12 protein-coding genes and 2 pseudogenes are annotated in these 18,137 nt (G+C 71.7%); 9 read left to right on the plus strand and 5 right to left on the minus strand.

Going from position 1 to position 18,137, the window contains the following annotated elements; genetic code table 11:
• Nucleotides 1-159 (plus strand): annotated as a pseudogene (locus EAO71_RS39735) (AAA family ATPase); the annotation flags it as partial.
• Between the two features lie 924 nt (nucleotides 160-1,083).
• On the opposite strand, the pseudogene EAO71_RS40110 reads toward EAO71_RS39735, so the two are convergent.
• The 3 genes and pseudogenes from EAO71_RS40110 to eccE all read right to left on the minus strand — a co-directional run.
• Nucleotides 1,084-1,161, minus strand: a pseudogene (locus tag EAO71_RS40110) (SCO5717 family growth-regulating ATPase); the annotation flags it as partial.
• A 227-nt stretch (nucleotides 1,162-1,388) separates the two neighbouring features.
• Nucleotides 1,389-2,219 (minus strand): hypothetical protein, encoded by an 831-nt coding sequence (locus tag EAO71_RS24555; RefSeq protein ID WP_261992321.1) that lies wholly within the window; start codon nucleotides 2,217-2,219, stop codon nucleotides 1,389-1,391.
• Entirely contained in the window at nucleotides 2,219-3,544 is a 1,326-nt protein-coding gene (gene eccE, locus EAO71_RS24560) for a type VII secretion protein EccE (RefSeq protein WP_147980045.1), read from the minus strand. The genes EAO71_RS24555 and eccE overlap by 1 nt, the downstream gene beginning before the upstream one ends.
• Before the next feature lie 191 nt (nucleotides 3,545-3,735).
• Here eccE and eccB point away from each other — a divergent pair, with 191 nt between their 5' ends.
• The 4 genes from eccB to EAO71_RS24580 all read left to right on the plus strand — a co-directional run bounded on the left by eccB (nucleotide 3,736) and on the right by EAO71_RS24580 (nucleotide 7,465).
• Nucleotides 3,736-5,301, plus strand: a complete 1,566-nt coding sequence (gene eccB, locus EAO71_RS24565) for a type VII secretion protein EccB (RefSeq protein ID WP_147979970.1) — start codon at nucleotides 3,736-3,738, stop codon at nucleotides 5,299-5,301.
• Nucleotides 5,302-5,374: 73 nt separating this feature from the next.
• On the plus strand, nucleotides 5,375-6,580 hold the full coding sequence (mycP, locus tag EAO71_RS24570; protein ID WP_147980046.1) for a type VII secretion-associated serine protease mycosin: 1,206 nt from the start codon (nucleotides 5,375-5,377) through the stop codon (nucleotides 6,578-6,580).
• A gap of 193 nt (nucleotides 6,581-6,773) precedes the next feature.
• Nucleotides 6,774-7,112 carry a WXG100 family type VII secretion target gene (locus EAO71_RS24575; RefSeq protein WP_147979971.1) on the plus strand — a complete coding sequence of 113 codons (339 nt, stop codon included), beginning with the start codon at nucleotides 6,774-6,776 and terminating at the stop codon, nucleotides 7,110-7,112.
• A gap of 56 nt (nucleotides 7,113-7,168) precedes the next feature.
• Nucleotides 7,169-7,465, plus strand: coding sequence for a WXG100 family type VII secretion target (locus EAO71_RS24580; RefSeq protein WP_147979972.1), 297 nt, complete (start codon nucleotides 7,169-7,171; stop codon nucleotides 7,463-7,465).
• A gap of 114 nt (nucleotides 7,466-7,579) precedes the next feature.
• Here the strand turns inward: EAO71_RS24580 and EAO71_RS24585 are convergent, their stop codons facing one another.
• Together EAO71_RS24585 and eccCa are read right to left on the minus strand one after the other, a co-directional pair.
• The gene (locus EAO71_RS24585; RefSeq protein ID WP_147979973.1) at nucleotides 7,580-7,825 is read right to left on the minus strand and encodes a DUF397 domain-containing protein; all 246 of its coding nucleotides are present in this window, start codon (nucleotides 7,823-7,825) and stop codon (nucleotides 7,580-7,582) included.
• 321 nt (nucleotides 7,826-8,146) lie between these two features.
• Nucleotides 8,147-12,103: a type VII secretion protein EccCa gene (gene eccCa / locus EAO71_RS24590; RefSeq protein ID WP_147979974.1), complete on the minus strand. Its 3,957-nt coding sequence runs from the start codon at nucleotides 12,101-12,103 to the stop codon at nucleotides 8,147-8,149.
• Nucleotides 12,104-12,278: 175 nt separating this feature from the next.
• Between eccCa and eccD the strand changes: the two genes are divergently transcribed.
• From eccD to EAO71_RS24610, 4 genes are all read left to right on the plus strand, one after another.
• Nucleotides 12,279-13,757 (plus strand): type VII secretion integral membrane protein EccD, encoded by a 1,479-nt coding sequence (eccD, locus tag EAO71_RS24595; RefSeq protein WP_147979975.1) that lies wholly within the window; start codon nucleotides 12,279-12,281, stop codon nucleotides 13,755-13,757.
• A gap of 207 nt (nucleotides 13,758-13,964) precedes the next feature.
• Nucleotides 13,965-14,255 carry a 30S ribosomal protein S15 gene (gene rpsO / locus EAO71_RS24600; RefSeq protein ID WP_147979976.1) on the plus strand — a complete coding sequence of 97 codons (291 nt, stop codon included), beginning with the start codon at nucleotides 13,965-13,967 and terminating at the stop codon, nucleotides 14,253-14,255.
• Nucleotides 14,256-14,530: 275 nt separating this feature from the next.
• The gene (locus EAO71_RS24605) at nucleotides 14,531-16,750 is read left to right on the plus strand and encodes a polyribonucleotide nucleotidyltransferase (RefSeq protein WP_147979977.1); all 2,220 of its coding nucleotides are present in this window, start codon (nucleotides 14,531-14,533) and stop codon (nucleotides 16,748-16,750) included.
• Nucleotides 16,747-18,126, plus strand: coding sequence for a M16 family metallopeptidase (locus tag EAO71_RS24610; protein ID WP_147979978.1), 1,380 nt, complete (start codon nucleotides 16,747-16,749; stop codon nucleotides 18,124-18,126). The genes EAO71_RS24605 and EAO71_RS24610 overlap by 4 nt, the downstream gene beginning before the upstream one ends.
• Nucleotides 18,127-18,137: the final 11 nt, after the last annotated feature.

Consider the following 18,137-nt stretch of genomic DNA (forward strand, 5'->3'; position numbering starts at 1 on the left):
CTGTCCTGCTACCGGATCGCGGTCATCTCCCTCAAGGGCGGTGTCGGCAAGACCACGACGACGACCGCGCTGGGCTCGACGCTGGCGACCGAGCGGCAGGACAAGATCCTGGCGATCGACGCCAACCCGGACGCCGGCACGCTCGGCCGCCGAGGTCGCGGTCTCGTCCGCGGCCGGCACGACCGGAGCCGCTCCGCCCTGCGGCTCCGCGTCGGTGACCTGGGCGTCCGTGACCTGGGCGTCGGCTACCTGGGCGTCCGCGGGCTCCTGGCCGGGCCCCGCCGGGTCGTCGCCCGCCGGGTCCGCCACGGGAACCTCGGCCGCGTCGTCCGTCGCGCCCACCGGCGTCGGCCGGGGCGCCTCGGGAGCATCCGCGGCCGGGGCGGCCCCGTCGGCGGCATCGGCCCGGGCCTCCGCGGGGGAGCCGGCGTCGTCGGAGGGGGCGGCCACGTCGCCGGAGACGGCCTGGACCGCCGCCGGTTCGGCGTCCGCCGCGCCGTCCGCACCGTCGGCCGGGCCTTCGCCGGAGCCGGTGGCGGCGGGTGCAGCACCGGCCTGCGCGTCGGCCGTGGGTGCGGCGGGAGGCGTCTCGGACCGGGCGTTCTCGGCGCGCTCGGAGATCTCCGCCATCTCGCGCCGGAGCGCGGCGGGGGAGAAGCGCATCGTGGCACCGCTCTCCAGGTCGCCGCCCCCGAGCGAACCGCCGTCGGCGGGCGCGCTCGCGGTGACGGGCTCCGGGGTCACCGGCGCCWGAGGGGCGGGTGCCTGCACGGGAGGAGCGGGGGGCACGGCCGCCGACGGGACGGGCGGCTGCGGCGCGGCAGGCAGCGGTGCCTGGGGTGCCGGTGCCTGGGGCGCGGGCTGCGCCGGCGGAACCGGAGCGGGAGGAACCGGAGCCGGAGCGGGAGCCTGGGGCGCGGGGGCCCAGTTGGGCTCGAAACCGCTGCCCGCGGGGAGCCCCGGCACGGCGACGGGGGCCCCGCTCGGCGGCGGGGCGGTGGCGCCCGCCGTGCCCGAACCTCCGGACGCGTTCTGCGTGTACCAGGCCGGAGGGGTGTAGTCGATGGTGAACTCACCCGTCATCTCGGCGGGATCCGCGTCGGACTGATCGTCGACGGGCGGATTCCAGCCCCCCCGGATCTCGTCCCGATCGCCGTTCACTTTGCCTCCTGGTGTGGTCGCGCACCCTTGTGCCGTCGTGGGCGGGCCCTTCCCACCCTAATCGCCATCCGTGTCGGTGGGGCAGGGCCGTCGGCCCGCCCACGCCCGTCCCCCGGGTCAGGTTCCGCCCCCAAGTGACCTACCCGCGCCGCAGAGTGAACACCCCGGCGATCCCATGGCGATCCAAAACGGTACATAAACGGACGGACTTGAAGGCATCCGCGTCTTCAGTCCATACGGCGCGCGCTGCCCAACAATCCGGTCTCGGCGTCGGTCGCCTGCGTCATCACGAACTGCCGGTCGCTGGGCGTGCACCACAGGGTCACTCCGTCGGCCAGCGTCGACAGCGCCTCCGACTCCCCGCGCGGCAGTCCCATGATCCGGCCGATCTGCGTCGCCTCGTCCGGGGACACCCGCTGGACGCCGACGAGCGAGGACTTCTCCAGGAGGCGGGGCGCCACCGGGCTCAGATACGGCAGCAGCGTCACCACCGACTGCCAGGGACCGGACACGACGCGGCCGCGCGGCGGACGCATGCCGCAGTCGCGCACCACGACCACCGGGCTGCCGGCCGACGCGCCCTGCGGCGGCACCCGGCCGACGTCGTGCAGCGTGATGCACGGCTGGCCGCCCCCGGCGGCCTGCGCGAGGGCGGTCCACGCCTGGGCGCGCCCCGTCTCCACCGCGATACGGGCGCCGGTCGCGGCGGCGCGCAGGGCGATGACCTGGGCCGTCCACAGGCCGCCGATCAGCGTGACCTCGTACGGAGTGGGCCGGTTGATGCCCAGGACCGCCGGCCGGCTCTCGGCGTCCACGCCGATGACCAGGCCGTCGTCGCCGACCGGCAGGGTCAGCGCGCCCAGTTGGTCGAGCGGTACGGCATGACGGTCGCGGCGCGGGCCCACGAGCCCGAAGCCGAGCCGCGGCCGTGCCGACCGCCCCGAACGCCGGCCGGAACCCGAACCCCCGCCCGTACCGCGCGAGGACGGCGCGGGCGCCGGCGGCGGGTAGGAGGAGGACGGATAGGAAGAAGAGGGAGAGGCAGAGGGGTAGGACATCAGCGCGCACCTCCGAGCGGCAGCGAGGCCAGCATTCCCGGGACCTGTTCGCGGTCGAGCCGCACCAGACCCGTCTTCACCCCGCGCGCAGCGCGCTCCAGTTCGTGGCGGGCCGCGACCAGTTCCTCGTCGCTCCGCCCGGTGATGCGTACGTGGCCGGTCACCGTCACCTCCTGGCGGTCGCCGCCGCTCAGGGTCAGGCTGAACGTCGTCGCCAGTGCCGGAAGCGAGGTCAGCAGCGCGATCAGCTGCGGCATCGAGGCGCCGGCACCGCCACCCGCCCCGCCCAACTGGGGCCAGCGCCCGACCCAGTACGTCGTGTGCCGCCGGTCGTCCACCCGCCAGGTCCGCGCGGTCTCCTGGGTGCGGCGCGCCTGCGCCTGCCCCCGGCCCGCCTGGGCGATGGCCATCGGGCTGGCACAGGTCGAGGTCGCGATCGCCGCCGTCAGCTCCTGCTCGGTCAGCACCGTCGCCCGGAAGCCCGCCCCGGCCAGCCGGCTGGCCAACTGGTCCGCCGCGCGCACCACGCACTTCTGCGCGCCCTCCATGCCGCCGCCGCGTGCGGCGACCGCCTCCGGACACAGCTCGGGGTCGAGCTTCAGCGCGATCCAGGTGATGCGCAGCGCCGGCGACCCCGTCTGGGCCTGCAGCGGCGCGTAGTTGCGGGCCGCCATCGACTGCGCGGGCAGGTGCGGAGCGGGCGCGGGCTGGGTGTGCTGGACGATCTGGGCGGACTCCAGCCGGATGCCGTCGACCTCCAGCATGTCCCGTACGAGCGCGACGGGCAGCGGCCGGGCCGAGCGGTCGGGGCGCAGTGCCGTGGCGTCGGACTCGACGCGCACGACCGCGGTGAGGAAGGTGCCGTCGCCGATCATCCCGACCGGACGGCGGTCCCGGTCGCTGTACGCGTAGGTGCGCAGGGCCGGATCGCACTCCACCACCGGTGCCAGGCCCGGCTCGGTGCCCTCCGGCACGACGAGCGAGGCGGCGCGGCGGCTGCGCGCGCGCAGCGCGAGGAAGGTGGTCAGCCACTCCGGCATCGAGCGGCGGTGCCGGCGGACGACGGCCAGCAGGACGAGCAGCGCCGCGACCACACCGGCGGGGACCAGCAGCAACGGCTCCACGACCCAGGCAACGAGCAGCAGCGCGGCCGCGACCTCAATCAGTACGAGTTGTTGCAATCGGAACGATCCGAAGTGTCCCGGCCGTGCCTGCAGTCGCGGAGAGACCGACGCCGGAGCACCGGGACCGTCGGTCGAAGGCCGCGTCCGAGGCGCGGAGGAGGGTGCCCCCGCAGCGGACCGTGTCCGCGTCGCGGATGCCATCATGGAGAATCCCCCCAATTCGTCCCGATCACCCCTGGCCCGCCAGGGCTTTGGCGGCTGGATCACCCTACCCGCCCCACAAGCACCACCGGACAGCAGGCATAGTAGGGGGCCGGTCCGACAGCCGGGGCCCGGGTGCCATGCTCCCCGGGTCCGTCGGTGAAGACTGCGCCTGACGAAAATGGGGACTCATGGCATCACGGCGGGACGAACTCAACGCGTACACCTTTGCGAAGAAGCGCACGGTGGCCGCATTTCTCCAACCCTCTCCCTCGGGTACGGAGGAGGGGGCGCCGAGGCCGCTGCGCGCGGTCGTGCCGGGCCTCGTCGTCGGGGCGCTGGTGCTCGCCGGCTTCGGCGCCTGGGGCATGTTCAGCCCCAAGGCGCCCAAGGGCTGGGACAAGCCCGGCACCAAGGTGATCGTGGGCAAGCAGTCGACGACCCGGTACGTCGTGCTCACCACCGGCAAGGGAAGCGGCAAGAAGACGCTGCTCCACCCCGTCCTCAACCTCGCGTCCGCCCGGCTCCTGCTCACCCCGCAGGAGTTCGCCGTCATCCAGGTCGACGACAAGGTGCTCGACGGGGGCAACCCGCCGCGCGGCCCGATCCTCGGCATCCCCTACGCGCCCGACCGCCTCCCCGGCGCCGACGAGGCCGGCAGGGCGAAGCGCTGGGCGGTGTGCGAACAGCCCGGCGGCGGCAAGGGATCCAGCGTCCAGAAGGCGACCTTCGTCTTCGCCGAACGGGACTTCACGCGCACCGAGGGCAAGGGCGAGAAGCTCGGCGACGGGCAGATCCTGTACGTCAAGGGGCAGAAGGACAACGCCCGCTACCTCGTCGACCACACCGGGACGAAGTACGCGGTGCCCGGCGACCCGGCCCAGTCGGCCGGTCTCACCACCGCGCTCGTCGGCCTCAACAAGGAACCGCAGCAGGTCACCGACGACTGGCTCGCCACCCTGCACACCGGCAGTCCCGTCGAGTTCCCGCAGATCCCCGGCCAGGTCGGCACCGCCGCCGGGATCGGCGGCGCGGGCGGCAGCGGCCTGAGCCAGACCGAGGACCGGGTCGGCATGGTCCTGCTCGCCCAGACCGGTTCCGGACCGCAGCACTACGTCGTCCTGCCGGGCAAGGTGCAGCCGGTGTCCGACTTCACCGCCTGGCTGCTCATCAACTCCCCGCAGACCGACACCCTGGACATGGACGGCAAGGCCACCACGGTCGACGCGGCCTCCTTCACGCCCGACTCCGGCACGTTCGGCGCCGAACGGCGCTGGCCCACGCGCAAGTCGGCCCAGGTCAACGCGGCGACGGGCGACGGCGCCCGCGACACCGTGTGCAGCGTGCTCAACAAGGTCGACGACAAGGGCCGCACCACGCTGACCACGTGGGCCGGCACGAAGTACCCGGCCGAGATCACCGCCGGCGGCACCAGCACCTACGTCACGCCCGGCAGCGGCCTGCTCTACACCCAGGTGCAGGGCAACCAGACCAAGCCGGACGGCTCGCTGTTCCTCGTGACCGACACCGGACTGCGCTACGCGGTCCAGGCGAACGGCGACAGCGACGCCGCGCACTCCGACATCGGCGCCGGAGAGAACAAGCAGACCGACGGCCGCCCGGAACCGAGCGAGGCGCAGAGTCGTCTCGGCTACGAGAAGGTGACGCCGGTCCTCGTCCCGATCACGTGGTCGGAGTTCCTGTCCAAGGGGCCGAGGCTGGACACCAACAGCGCGCGTCAGCCGCAGGGTTCCTGAGGGGGTGGCACGGGTGACGACGTACCGAGGCGCGGCCCTGCTCGCCGCCACGGCCCTGACGGGCCTCCTCGCGATGCCCCAGCCCGCGTACGCCGCCGGCGGCCCGGGTGCCGGCCCGGCCGTGGGCGGGCTCGACGGCAGCGGCGAGTGCACCTTCCCGATGAAGAAGCAGATCGAGGGCATCCCCTGGTCGCTCCAGCGGGTGCTGCTGGACGAGCTCTGGCAGGACACCAAGGGCAAGGGCGTCCGCGTCGCCGTCATCGACACCGGGGTCGACGACGTCAACCCGCAGCTGAAGACCGCGGTGGACGCGAAGGCGGGCAAGGACTACCTCAAGCCCGACAAGGACAACCCGGGGCCGGGTGACGAGAAGCGCGGCAAGACCGACGGCACGGTCGACGAGGTCGGCCACGGCACCAAGGTCGCGGGGATCATCGCCGCCCGCCCGCGGCCGGGCACCGGCTTCGTCGGGCTCGCGCCCGAGGCGACGATCATCCCGATCCGCCAGAACGACGAGAAGAACAGCGGCAAGTCCGACACGATGGCGCAGGCGATCGACCACGCGGTCGCCAAGGGCGCCCAGGTCATCAACATCTCCCAGGACACCACGCAGCCGCTGAGCGTTGACTCCTCGATGGCCAAGGCGGTGGCCCGCGCCCTCGCCAAGGAGGTCGTGGTCGTCGCCTCCGCGGGCAACGACGGCATGGACGGCAAACTCAAGAACACCTACCCCGCGGCCTTCCCCGGGGTGCTCGCCGTCGCGTCCTCCGACCGCAACAACGAACGCGCCGCGTTCTCCCAGTCCGGCACCTTCGTGGGCGTCGCGGCGCCCGGCGTCGACATGGTCTCCACCGTGCCCGGCGGCGGCCAGTGCGTCGACAACGGCACCAGCTTCTCGGCCCCGTACGTCTCCGGTGTCGCCGCCCTGCTGCGCGCCAAGTACAAGGACTGGACGGCCGCCGAGATCGTGGCCCGTATCGAGCAGACCGCGGTGCGGTCCGTCAACGGCCGTGACAACCACGTGGGTTGGGGCGTCGTCGATCCGGTCCGCGCGCTCGCCGACGGAGCCGAGCGGCAGTCGCAGCCCGTCCCCGACCCCGGTCCGCCCAAAGCGCCCGCGCCCGAACCGGCCCATCTGGCCCTGACGGAGACGCCGCAGGAGCGGACCGAACGACTCGCCACCTACGCCCTCGGCATCGGTGGTGTCCTGGTGGCGGTCGTCGCCACGACCGCCATCGTGATCCGCGACAGCAGGCGCCGTCACGGAGTCGCCCGATGAACCGCATCACCAAGTACCGGTTCGGTACTTTGCAGTTGGAACTGTCGTATCAACTGGCTAGAGTGACCGTCGGGTGGTGCACGACAGTGCAGTGACCCAGCACGGGGGCGGCATCAAGAGATTCCCGTCCGAATCAGCATCGGAAGGCCCGACGGCAGCGACCGTCGACGTCACCGAAGGAAGAAGGGGCAAGATGTCGAAAGACCTGAACGTAACCAGTGCCGAACAGACCAAGCTCGCCGGCCGGATCCAGGACTTCCACGACGAGCTGCAGTCTCGCATCACCTCGCTCAACGGCGTCGTGGACCGCATCCAGGCGGGCTGGCAGGGTGCGGCCAGCAAGGAGTACGACCGGGTCCAGAACGACCTCAACCTGCGCCTGAAGAACATGCGCGTCGAGCTCATCAAGCTCGAAGAGGTCATGCGCATGAGCGCCGACGGCTTCACGCGCGAGGAGGAGGACCGCATCCGCGGCTTCCGCAAGATGGACGACACCAGCCAGGGTCAGAGCGCCATCCTCGGCATGGCCTGAGGCTCCGGGCCCGGCCACTCTCCTTTCTCGTCTCTCTCACCTCAGGAGCCAAGAACATGACGACTGCCGTCAATTACGACACCGTGACGCAGGCGGCGGGCGACGTCCGCCTCACCTCCACCCAGCTCACCCAGAAGCTGGAGGACCTCATGACCGAGGTCAACCGCGTCGCCTCCAACTGGGACGGTGAGGCGAAGACCGCGTACCGCGAGAGCCAGGACCGCCTCACCCGTGACATGTCGGGCATGAACCAGGACCTCATGCGCATCGCGCAGCTGCTCGACGAGTCCGTCATCGGTTACCGGGACACCGACAAGGGCAACGCGGCCCGGTTCCGCATGAACATGGGATGAGATCACGCGTCCCCGCGTGAGGGGGTGGCCCGTTCCGGCGGACCACCCCCTCACGCATGTCCGCACCACGCGGGCGGGCCGGGAGCACTCCGCCGGCCGGGCCCGCGACAGCCCTCAGGTGAGGTCGAACTCCCCGTCCCGGGCACCCAGGACGAAGGCGTCCCACTCGGCCTTCGTGTACCGCAGCACGGTCTCCTTGTCGAGCGACGACCGCATGGCCACGGCCCCCTCCGGCAGGTGCGCGATCTCGACGCGCTCCTCGTCCGGACTCGTCCCGGGCGCGCCCAGCCACTCGACCCCGGAGATGTCGAGCGCGTAGAGCGCTTCCTTCTGACGTTCCTTCTCGCCGGCGTCGGCCATGGCGGGTCCCTTCGCGGTCGTACGGACGAGCTGCGTCCGCCAGCCTAGGGCAACGGTCCCACGCCGACAGATCACTCGAACGGGCCCTTCCGCTTATCGTCGGCGGCCGGGCCGGGCGAGCAGTCCGACCCGCCGGCGCCCCGCGGACCCGGGGCGCCAGGGGCCGGAGCCGCCAAGGCCACGGAGACACCGAGGCCCGACGACCCCAGGGCCCGACGCGCCGAGGGCCGGGGGACGGGCCGCCACCCACGGCGCCCCGTCCCCCGGCCCTCGTACGATCCGCCGGGCACCCCTCGGGGGTGCCCGCCCGGCGCGGCCTCGCTACGTCCGGTCCGGCAGCCAGCCCAGCTGCACCAGCGGCGTGCCCCGCTTGCGCGACACGAAGGTGCCACGGCCCGGAGGCATCGGCCGGGCGCGGACGTTGCCCAGGATGTCGCCCTCGCTCGGGTCGCCGGAGAGGAGCACGCCCTGTGCGCCCAGCTCCTTCGCGCGCTGCATGAAGGGCTCGTACATCGCCCGCGACGCGCCCGCCGCGCTGCGCGCCACGATGAAGCGGATGCCCACGTCACGCGCGAACGGCAGGTTCTCCACCAGCACCTGGAGCGGGTTCCCCGAGTTCGTCGCGACCAGCTCGAAGTCGTCGACCAGTACGAACAGCTGAGGGCCCGTCCACCAGCTGCGGMKCCGCAGCTGCTGCGGGGTGATGTCGGGCTTCGGAGCCCGCTTCGTCATCACCGTGTTGATCGCGTCCATGTGCATCTGCATGGCGGACGCCATCGGCGCGTACTCGAGCAGGTGCGAGGGCGCGACCGCCTCCAGCATCGTGCGCCGGTAGTCGCCGACCACGATCCGCGCCTGCTCCGGCGTGTACCGCTCGCACAGCTGCTTCGCGATCAGTCGGAGCAGCGCCGTCTTCCCGGACTCGCTCTCGCCGAAGATCAGGAAGAACGGATCCGTCTCGAAGTCGACGAACACCGGCTCCAGGTTCGTCTCGTCGATGCCGATCGCGACGCCGTGCTGCGGGTACTCGAAGCCCTTCGGCAGCTGCTCCGCCGGCAGCCGCCGCGGCAGCAGCCGCACGGCCGGGGCCGGGGCGCCCGCCCAGGAGCTCTTCGCCGCCTGCACGAACGCCGCCGTGCCGTCCGACAGGTCGCCCGCCGAACTCGACCCGTCGATCCGCGGCAGCGCGCCCATGAAGTGCAGCTTCTCCGGCACCTGGCCGCGACCCGGGACACCCGCCGGCACGTTGGCCGCCACCTTGCGGTCGAACTCGGAGTCCATGACGTCGCCGAGCCGCAGCTCCAGCCGGCCGAGCATCTGGTCCTTCAGCGCGGCCCGCACCTCCATGTACCGGGCCGCGGTGATCACCACGTGGATGCCGTAACCGAGACCCCGCGCCGCGATGTCCGAGACGACCGGCTCCAGCATGTCGTAGTCGTTGCGGAAGCCACCCCAGCCGTCGACGACCAGGAAGACGTCTCCCCAGGCCTCGCCCGGCAGCTCACCCGCGGCCCGCTTGCGCCGGTAGGTCGCGATCGAGTCGATGTTGTTCGACCGGAAGAACTCCTCGCGCCGGTTCAGCACGCCGAGCACCTCGGCGACCGTCCGCCGCACCCGCTCCGGGTCCAGCCGGGACGCGACCCCGCCGACGTGCGGCAGGTCGGCCAGCGACACCATGCCGCCGCCACCGAAGTCCAGCACGTAGAACTGCACCTCGGCCGGGGTGTGGGTCAGCGCGAACGACGAGATCAGCGTGCGCATCAGCGTCGACTTGCCCGACTGCGGACCGCCGACCACCATCATGTGGCCCGCCGCACCGGAGAAGTCCCGGTACAGCACCTCGCGCCGCTGCTCGAAGGGCTTGTCGATCAGGCCCAGCGGCACCGTCAGACCGCCCGGCCGCGTGTACTCCGTCGCCGTCAGACCCCGGTCCGCGGTCTGCGCGAGCCCCGGCAGCAGCTGGTCCAGCGAGGGCGCCTGGTCCAGCGGCGGCAGCCACACCTGGTGGGCCGGTACTCCCTGCCCCTCCAGCCGGCGCACGATCACGTCGAGGACGGTGTCCGCGAGCGCCTCGTCCTCCTCCTCGCGCTGAGCCGTCAGGTAGGCCGGGTCGGGCGCCGCGTACACCACCGGCACCGGCGAGGCCGTGAAGAGCGCCGGCCGCCGCTCGATCGGCAGCTGCCCGGCCGCGAGCCGCGGCCCGCCCGTCCGGTACGTGCCCGAGACGTACGCCGCCTTGAAGCGGGTCATCTCGTCCGTGCCGAACTTCAGATAGCCCGAACCCGGCACCGACGGCAGGTGGTAGGCGTCCGGGACGCCGATCGCCGTACGCGACTCGGCCGCGGAGAACGTCCGCAGACCGATCCGGTACGACAGGTACGTGTCGAGACCACGGAGCTTGCCCTCCTCCAGGCGCTGCGAGGCCAGCAGCAGATGGACACCCAGCGACCGGCCGATACGGCCGATCTGGATGAACATGTCGATGAAGTCGGGCTTGGCGGTGAGGAGTTCGGAGAACTCGTCGATGACCAGGACCAGCGAGGCCAGCGGCTCCAGCGGAGCGCCCGCCGCCCGCGCCTTCTCGTAGTCGTGGATGTTGGCGTAGTTGCCCGCCGAGCGCAGCAGCTCCTGACGGCGCTGCAGCTCACCGCGGATCGCGTCGCCCATGCGGTCGACCAGCGTCAGGTCGTCGGACAGGTTGGTGATGACCGCGGCGACGTGCGGCATCTGGGACATGCCCGCGAACGTCGCACCGCCCTTGAAGTCCGCGAGGACGAAGTTCAGCGTCTCCGAGGAGTGCGTCACCGCCAGGCCCAGGACCAGCGTGCGCAGCAGCTCCGACTTGCCGGAACCCGTCGCGCCCACGCACAGGCCGTGCGGGCCCATGCCCTCCTGCGCGGCCTCCTTGAGGTCCAGCATGACCGGCTGGCCGTCCTCGCCGACACCGATCGGCACCCGCAGCCGCTCGGCCACCGAGCGGGGCCGCCAGGTCCGGGCCACGTCCACCGAACCCGCGTCGCCGAGGTTCAGCAGGTCCGTGAAGTCCAGGTTGGCGAGCAGGGGTTCGTCGTCGTCCCCGCCGCCCATCCGCAGCGGCGCGAGCTGACGCGCGAGCGCCTCGGCGGCCGGCAGCGAGATCCCGTCCGGCACCCCCTCGTACGCGTAGCCGCCGCCCGACTCCAGGCGCAGCCGGCCCGGCCGCACCACGACGGACAGCCCGCCGCGCGGTTCGTCGAGCTCACCGGAGACCACCTCGACGATGGTCACGCCCTGCAGGCCCTCCGGGGCCGCCAGCAGCGAGTCCGGAGGCACCATCCCGCCGTCGAGGACGACGACGACATGCGGCTGGTCCAGCACCGGCTGGTTGTCGCGGCTGAACCGCGGACGCCCGTCCAGGCGCGAACGGACCATCTGCTCCAGCTCGCCGAGGTCGTCGCCGAACAGCCGCTTCGTGCCCGCCCCGTCGACGTGCGCGGCGACCTGCGTGTGCGGCAGCCACTTCGTCCAGTCCCAGCGCTCCTGCGCGTTCCGCGCGGCCACCACCGCGAGCATCAGGTCGTCGGGGGAGTGCAGGGTCACCAGCTGGGAGACCAGACCGCGCGCCGCGGCCTGCGCCGCCTCCGGGTCACCGGAGACCGTCACGTGGTAGAAGGCCCGCATGGAGACGGCCATCGGCAGTCCGTCCAACGAGCCGTGCACGGCCAGGAACTGCTGCATCGCGCCCGCGCACAGCGGCTCCAGCTCGTCCACCGGCGCGGTGTCCGGCGCCACCAGCGGCGTCGCCAGCTGCTGCGTGCCGAGGCCGATCCGCACCTGCCCGAAGTCGTTGTCGCCCACCCGGCGTTCCCACACCCGCGAGCCCTCGGCCACCACGGACCACAACTGCTCGGGGGAGGGGTGCAGATAGAGCTGGGCGTCCCGCTGCCGACGCGCCGTGCGCCGCACCGTGCGCCGCGTCTGGGCGAGGTATTTGAGGTAGTCGCGCCGGACATCGGCAATTTGCCCCTGCGTACCCTTCCGGAACCGCACGAGCTGGGCGATGACCATGCCGACCGTGGAGACCAGCATCAGGATGCCCATGATGCGCATGAACGGATGCGCCCCCGGCATGAAGAAGAACACCACCGAGGAGCCCATGCCGAGCATCGGAAGGAGCTGCATCAGCATGCCTTCCTGCTGCCCCCGCGGGAGTTCGGGCGGCGACTCCAGGACCAGTTCCTCACCGGGCACTTCCGGAGGAAGGGACCTCGGCGGTCGTTTGACGACGATCTGGCTCACCGGAGCATCAATCCCTCGTTGCGGGCGGACCTCTTGAGGGGAGCTTCCGCACCGGCGCCCCCATCAACGACGGCCTCCCCCGCGAGAGTGGCGATCCTACTTGCAGCGACCGGGGGTTGTGCCCGGTAGGGTGGCGCCGCAGTGTGCGCAACCGCGAATCAGGGGGTCCAGACACGTGAGTACGACCGCAGCGACCGGCTTCTGCCGCGTCACCGTCGTGGCGCCGGACAGCCGCATCGACGTCGCACTCCCCGAGGACATCGCGGTCGCCGACGTCTACCCGGAGATCCTGCGGCTCACGGGGCAGACCCAGGCCGCCGGCACCCCGACCGGCTACCACCTCGTCCGGCGCGACGGCTCGGTCCTCGACGGGGCCCGCACGCTCGCCGCCCAGCAGGTGCTCGACGGCGAGGTCCTCTCGCTGCGCCCCTTCTCCCAGTCGCTGCCGCCCGCGGTCTTCGACGACGTCTCCGACGCGGTCGCCTCCGCCGTCACCCGTGACCGGCACCTGTGGAGCGACGACCTGCTGCGCGGCGCCGGACTGGTCGCCGGAGTGCTGCTCCTCGTCCTGATGGGCTTCGTGCTCTGGTTCGCCGACCCGGTGCACCACGACATGCACAGCCTGCCCGGCGTCGTCGCCGGCGCCGTCGGCGCGCTGCTCACCGCCTTCGCCGGGGTCCGCGCCCGCGTCTACAAGGACCGCGGCACCGCCGTCGCCCTCGGGCTCGGCGCCCTCCCGCTGCTGCTGATCGCCGGCTCCGGGATCGTCGGACCCGACGCCGGCGACGGACCCGGCCGCCTGCAGTTCCTGCTCGGCTGCGTGACCGTCCTGGTCGCCGCCGTCACCCTGGTCGCGCTCACCCCCAGCGGTGACGCCCCCTTCGTGGCCGCGACCTTCCTGGCCACCGTCGGCACCCTCGCCACCTTCCTCGCGATCCTGTCCGAGTCGTCCGCCACCGAGACCGRCGCCGTCTGCGCTCCCGTCGCCATCGGACTGGTCGCCTTCCTGCCCGGCCTGTCGGCCCGCTTCGCCCGCCTCCCCATCGGCTACGCCTCCCCGCGCAGCGCCACCGACGAGGAGTTCCACGCCGAACCCGGCCAGTCCCTCCCCGACGAGGTCCAGCCGGTCGACGGCGAGCGCATCGCGCTCCAGGCCCGCCGCGGCCACGAGATGCTCCTCGGCCTCGTCGGCGGCTGCGCGGCCGTCGTCGTCGGCTCCGCCGCCGTCCTCGGCTTCGCCGGCAACGTCTGGGGCCAGCTGCTGGCCTTCGCCGCCGGCCTCGCGATGCTGCTGCGCGCCCGCCTCTTCCGCTACACCTCCCAGGTCGCCTGCGTCCTGGTGGCCGGCATCGCCGCGATCGCGCTGCTGATCCTCGGCCTCTCCCTGAACCCGCCGGCCGACCTGGTCAAGGACCTCCTGATGTACGGGGACCGCGGCGGCCTGGACATCCGCACGATCTGGCTCACCGCGGCCGTCGCCGCCGGTGCCGCCCTGGTCACCGCGATCGGCCTGATCATCCCGCGGAAGGGCCTCTCGCCCTTCTGGGGCCGGCTCCTCGACCTCGCCGAGGGCTTCGTGCTGCTCGCCCTCGTGCCGCTCTGCCTGGCGGTCCTGGACGTCTTCATGGCGGCCCGCTCGCTCACCGGCAAGTAACCGCGCTCCGGCGAGCTGGTACGCTGTGTGACGGCCGTTTGTGTACGCGCTCCCGGAACCCACCGGAATCCACCCGATCCTCGGATCCCAGGATCCCGGATCCTCTGGAAGCTGCGCTCATCGGACCTTCGCCTCCGAGTCACGGAAGCTCCCCTGAGACCAAGACCAGGGGCACTCGTGGGCGCACGAACACCAGAGGAGTACCGAGTGTCTCTCGACGCCGCTACGAAGAAGCAGATTTTCGCCGAGTTCGGCCAGAAGGAGGGCGACACCGGCTCCCCCGAGGTCCAGGTCGCGATGCTCTCCCGCCGTATCTCGGACCTCACCGAGCACCTCAAGCAGCACAAGCACGACCACCACTCCCGTCGTGGTCTGCTGATCCTGGTCGGCCAGCGTCGCCGCCTGCTGCAGTACCTGGCCAAGAAGGACATCCAGCGCTTCCGTGCGCTGGTCGACCGCCTGGGCATCCGCCGCGGTGCGGCCGGCGGTGCCAAGTAAGACGCCGTGAAGGGAGCGGTTCCCACGAATAGGGGGCCGCTCCCTTTGCTGTACGTGCGCAATGTGCCGACCGGCACTTAGTCTGGTCGCACAACGCCACATTCACGAGCGAGAAGCCGCCGGCCCGCCGCCGGTCCTCGGTAGTGGCTCCCGGACCCCTCATTCCCGGGTGCTTCGATCGAAGACCGGCCCGCACCCGAGGCGGGCTTCTCCTCACACCGTCCCCGGCCACACGGGCCCCGGACGCAAAGACGAACACGTAGGAGAAACCGCTAGTGGAGAACGAGACCCACTACGCCGAGGCCGTCATCGACAACGGCACCTTCGGCACCCGCACCATCCGCTTCGAGACGGGCCGCCTGGCCAAGCAGGCCGCCGGTTCCGCCGTGGCCTACCTGGACGACGACACGATGGTCCTCTCGGCCACCACCGCGTCCAAGCGCCCCAAGGACCAGCTCGACTTCTTCCCCCTGACGGTGGACGTCGAAGAGCGGATGTACGCGGCCGGCAAGATCCCCGGCTCCTTCTTCCGCCGGGAAGGCCGCCCCTCCGAGGACGCGATCCTCACCTGTCGCCTGATCGACCGGCCGCTGCGCCCGTCCTTCGCCAAGGGCCTGCGCAACGAGATCCAGATCGTCGAGACGATCATGGCGCTCAACCCCGATCACCTCTACGACGTGATCGCGATCAACGCCGCCTCCTGCTCCACGCAGCTGGCCGGCCTGCCCTTCTCCGGCCCGATCGGCGGCACCCGTGTCGCGCTGATCAAGGGCCAGTGGGTCGCCTTCCCGACGCACACCGAGCTCGAGGACGCCGTCTTCGACATGGTCGTCGCCGGTCGCGTCCTGGAGGACGGCGACGTCGCGATCATGATGGTCGAGGCCGAGGCCACCGAGAAGACGATCGAGCTCGTCAAGGGCGGCGCCGAGGCGCCGACCGAGGAGGTCGTCGCCGCCGGTCTCGAGGCCGCGAAGCCGTTCATCAAGGTCCTGTGCAAGGCCCAGTCGGACCTCGCCGCCAAGGCCGCCAAGCCGACCGGCGAGTTCCCGGTCTTCCTCGACTACCAGGACGACGTCCTGGAGGCGCTCTCCGCCGCGGTCAAGAGCGAGCTCGCCCAGGCGCTCACCATCGCCGGCAAGCAGGAGCGCGAGACCGAGCTCGACCGCATCAAGGAGCTCGCCGCCGAGAAGCTCCTCCCGGCCTTCGAAGGCCGCGAGAAGGAGATCTCGGGCGCCTACCGCGCGCTGACCAAGAAGCTGGTCCGCGAGCGGATCATCAAGGACAAGGTCCGCATCGACGGCCGCGGCATCACGGACATCCGTACGCTCGCCGCCGAGGTCGAGGCCATCCCGCGCGTGCACGGCTCGGCGCTGTTCGAGCGTGGCGAGACCCAGATCCTGGGCGTCACCACCCTCAACATGCTCCGCATGGAGCAGCAGCTGGACACCCTCTCCCCGGTGACCCGCAAGCGCTACATGCACAACTACAACTTCCCGCCGTACTCCGTCGGTGAGACCGGCCGCGTGGGCTCGCCCAAGCGCCGCGAGATCGGCCACGGCGCGCTCGCCGAGCGCGCCATCGTGCCGGTGCTGCCGACGCGCGAGGAGTTCCCCTACGCGATCCGCCAGGTGTCCGAGGCCCTCGGCTCCAACGGCTCGACGTCCATGGGCTCGGTCTGCGCCTCCACCATGTCGCTGCTGAACGCCGGTGTGCCGCTCAAGGCCCCCGTCGCCGGTATCGCCATGGGCCTGATCTCCGAGGAGATCGACGGCAAGACGCACTACGTCGCCCTCACCGACATCCTCGGCGCCGAGGACGCGTTCGGCGACATGGACTTCAAGGTCGCCGGCACGAAGACCTTCGTCACCGCGCTCCAGCTCGACACCAAGCTCGACGGCATCCCCGCCTCGGTCCTGGCCGCCGCGCTGAAGCAGGCCCGTGACGCGCGTCTGCACATCCTCGACGTGATGAACGAGGCGATCGACGTTCCGGACGAGATGTCCCCGAACGCGCCGCGCATCATCACCGTCAAGATCCCGGTGGACAAGATCGGTGAGGTCATCGGCCCCAAGGGCAAGATGATCAACCAGATCCAGGAGGACACCGGCGCCGACATCACGATCGAGGACGACGGCACCATCTACATCGGTGCCGCCCAGGGCTCGCAGGCCGAGGCCGCCCGCGCCACGATCAACGGCATCGCCAACCCGACCATGCCGGAGGTCGGCGAGCGCTACCTGGGTACGGTCGTCAAGACCACCACCTTCGGTGCCTTCGTCTCCCTGATGCCCGGCAAGGACGGCCTGCTGCACATCTCGCAGATCCGCAAGCTCGCCGGTGGCAAGCGCGTGGAGAACGTCGAGGACGTGCTCGCGGTGGGCGCCAAGGTCCAGGTCGAGATCGCCGAGATCGACCAGCGCGGCAAGCTCTCCCTCGTGCCCGTCATGGCGGACGAGGACGCTGCTGAGGACAAGAAGGACGACGCCGACCAGTGACGTCCCGTAGTTCCGTGACGACGGCCCGCACCTCTTCGGAGGGGCGGGCCGTCGCCCGTACCCAAACGCTTCTCCCGGGCAAGGACGGCATCGGCACGGTCCGGCGCACGACCCTCCCCGGCGGCCTGCGGATCGTCACCGAGACCCTGCCCTCCGTGCGCTCCGCCACCTTCGGCATCTGGGCGCACGTCGGCTCGCGTGACGAGACCCCCGCCCTCAACGGCGCCACGCACTACCTGGAGCACCTCCTCTTCAAGGGCACCGGCCGGCGCAGCGCACTCGACATCTCCGCCGCGCTCGACGCCGTCGGCGGCGAGATGAACGCCTTCACCGCGAAGGAGTTCACCTGCTACTACGCGCGGGTCCTCGACACGGACCTGCCGCTGGCGATCGACGTCGTCTGCGACATGCTCACCGGCTCACTGATCCTGGAGAGCGACGTCGACGCGGAACGCGGCGTCATCCTCGAAGAGATCGCCATGACCGAGGACGACCCGGGCGACGTCGTGCACGACCTGTTCGCGCACACGATGTTCGGCGACACCCCGCTGGGCCGCCCGGTCCTCGGCACCGTCGACACGATCAACGCCCTGGACCGCGGTCGGATCGCCCGCTTCTACAAGAAGCACTACGACCCGACCCACCTGGTCGTCGCCGCCGCGGGCAACATCGACCACGCCACGGTCGTACGCCAGGTCCGCGGCGCCTTCGAGAAGGCCGGCGCCCTCGGCCGCACCGACGCCCGCCCGGTCGCCCCCCGCGACGGCCTGCGCACCATCCGCACCGCGGGCCGGGTCGAGGTCCTCGGCCGCAAGAGCGAGCAGGCCCACGTGGTCCTCGGCATGCCGGGACTGGCCCGCACGGACGAGCGCCGCTGGGCGCTGGGCGTCCTGAACACCGCGCTCGGCGGCGGCATGTCCTCCCGCCTGTTCCAGGAGGTGCGCGAGAAGCGCGGCCTGGCGTACAGCGTGTACTCGTACACGTCCGGCTTCGCCGACTGCGGCCTCTTCGGCGTGTACGCGGGCTGCCGCCCCAACCAGATCCACGACGTGCTCGGGATCTGCCGGGACGAGCTGGACAAGGTGGCCGCCGACGGACTGTCCGACGACGAGATCGCCCGCGCCATCGGGCAGCTCTCCGGCTCGACCGTCCTCGGCCTGGAGGACACCGGCGCCCTGATGAACCGCATCGGCAAGAGCGAGCTGTGCTGGGGCACGCAGATGTCGGTCGACGACATGCTCGCCCGGATCGCCGCGGTCACCCCGGACGAGGTCCGGGAGGTCGCCCGCGACGTGCTCGGACAGCGCCCCTCGCTGTCGGTCATCGGGCCGCTGAAGGACAAGCAGGCGGCACGCCTGCACGAATCCGTCTCCTAGAGAGAGTTCAG

This window comes from Streptomyces sp. MS191 (assembly GCF_008042125.1).
In the GTDB taxonomy this organism is placed as follows: Bacteria; Actinomycetota; Actinomycetes; order Streptomycetales; family Streptomycetaceae; genus Streptomyces.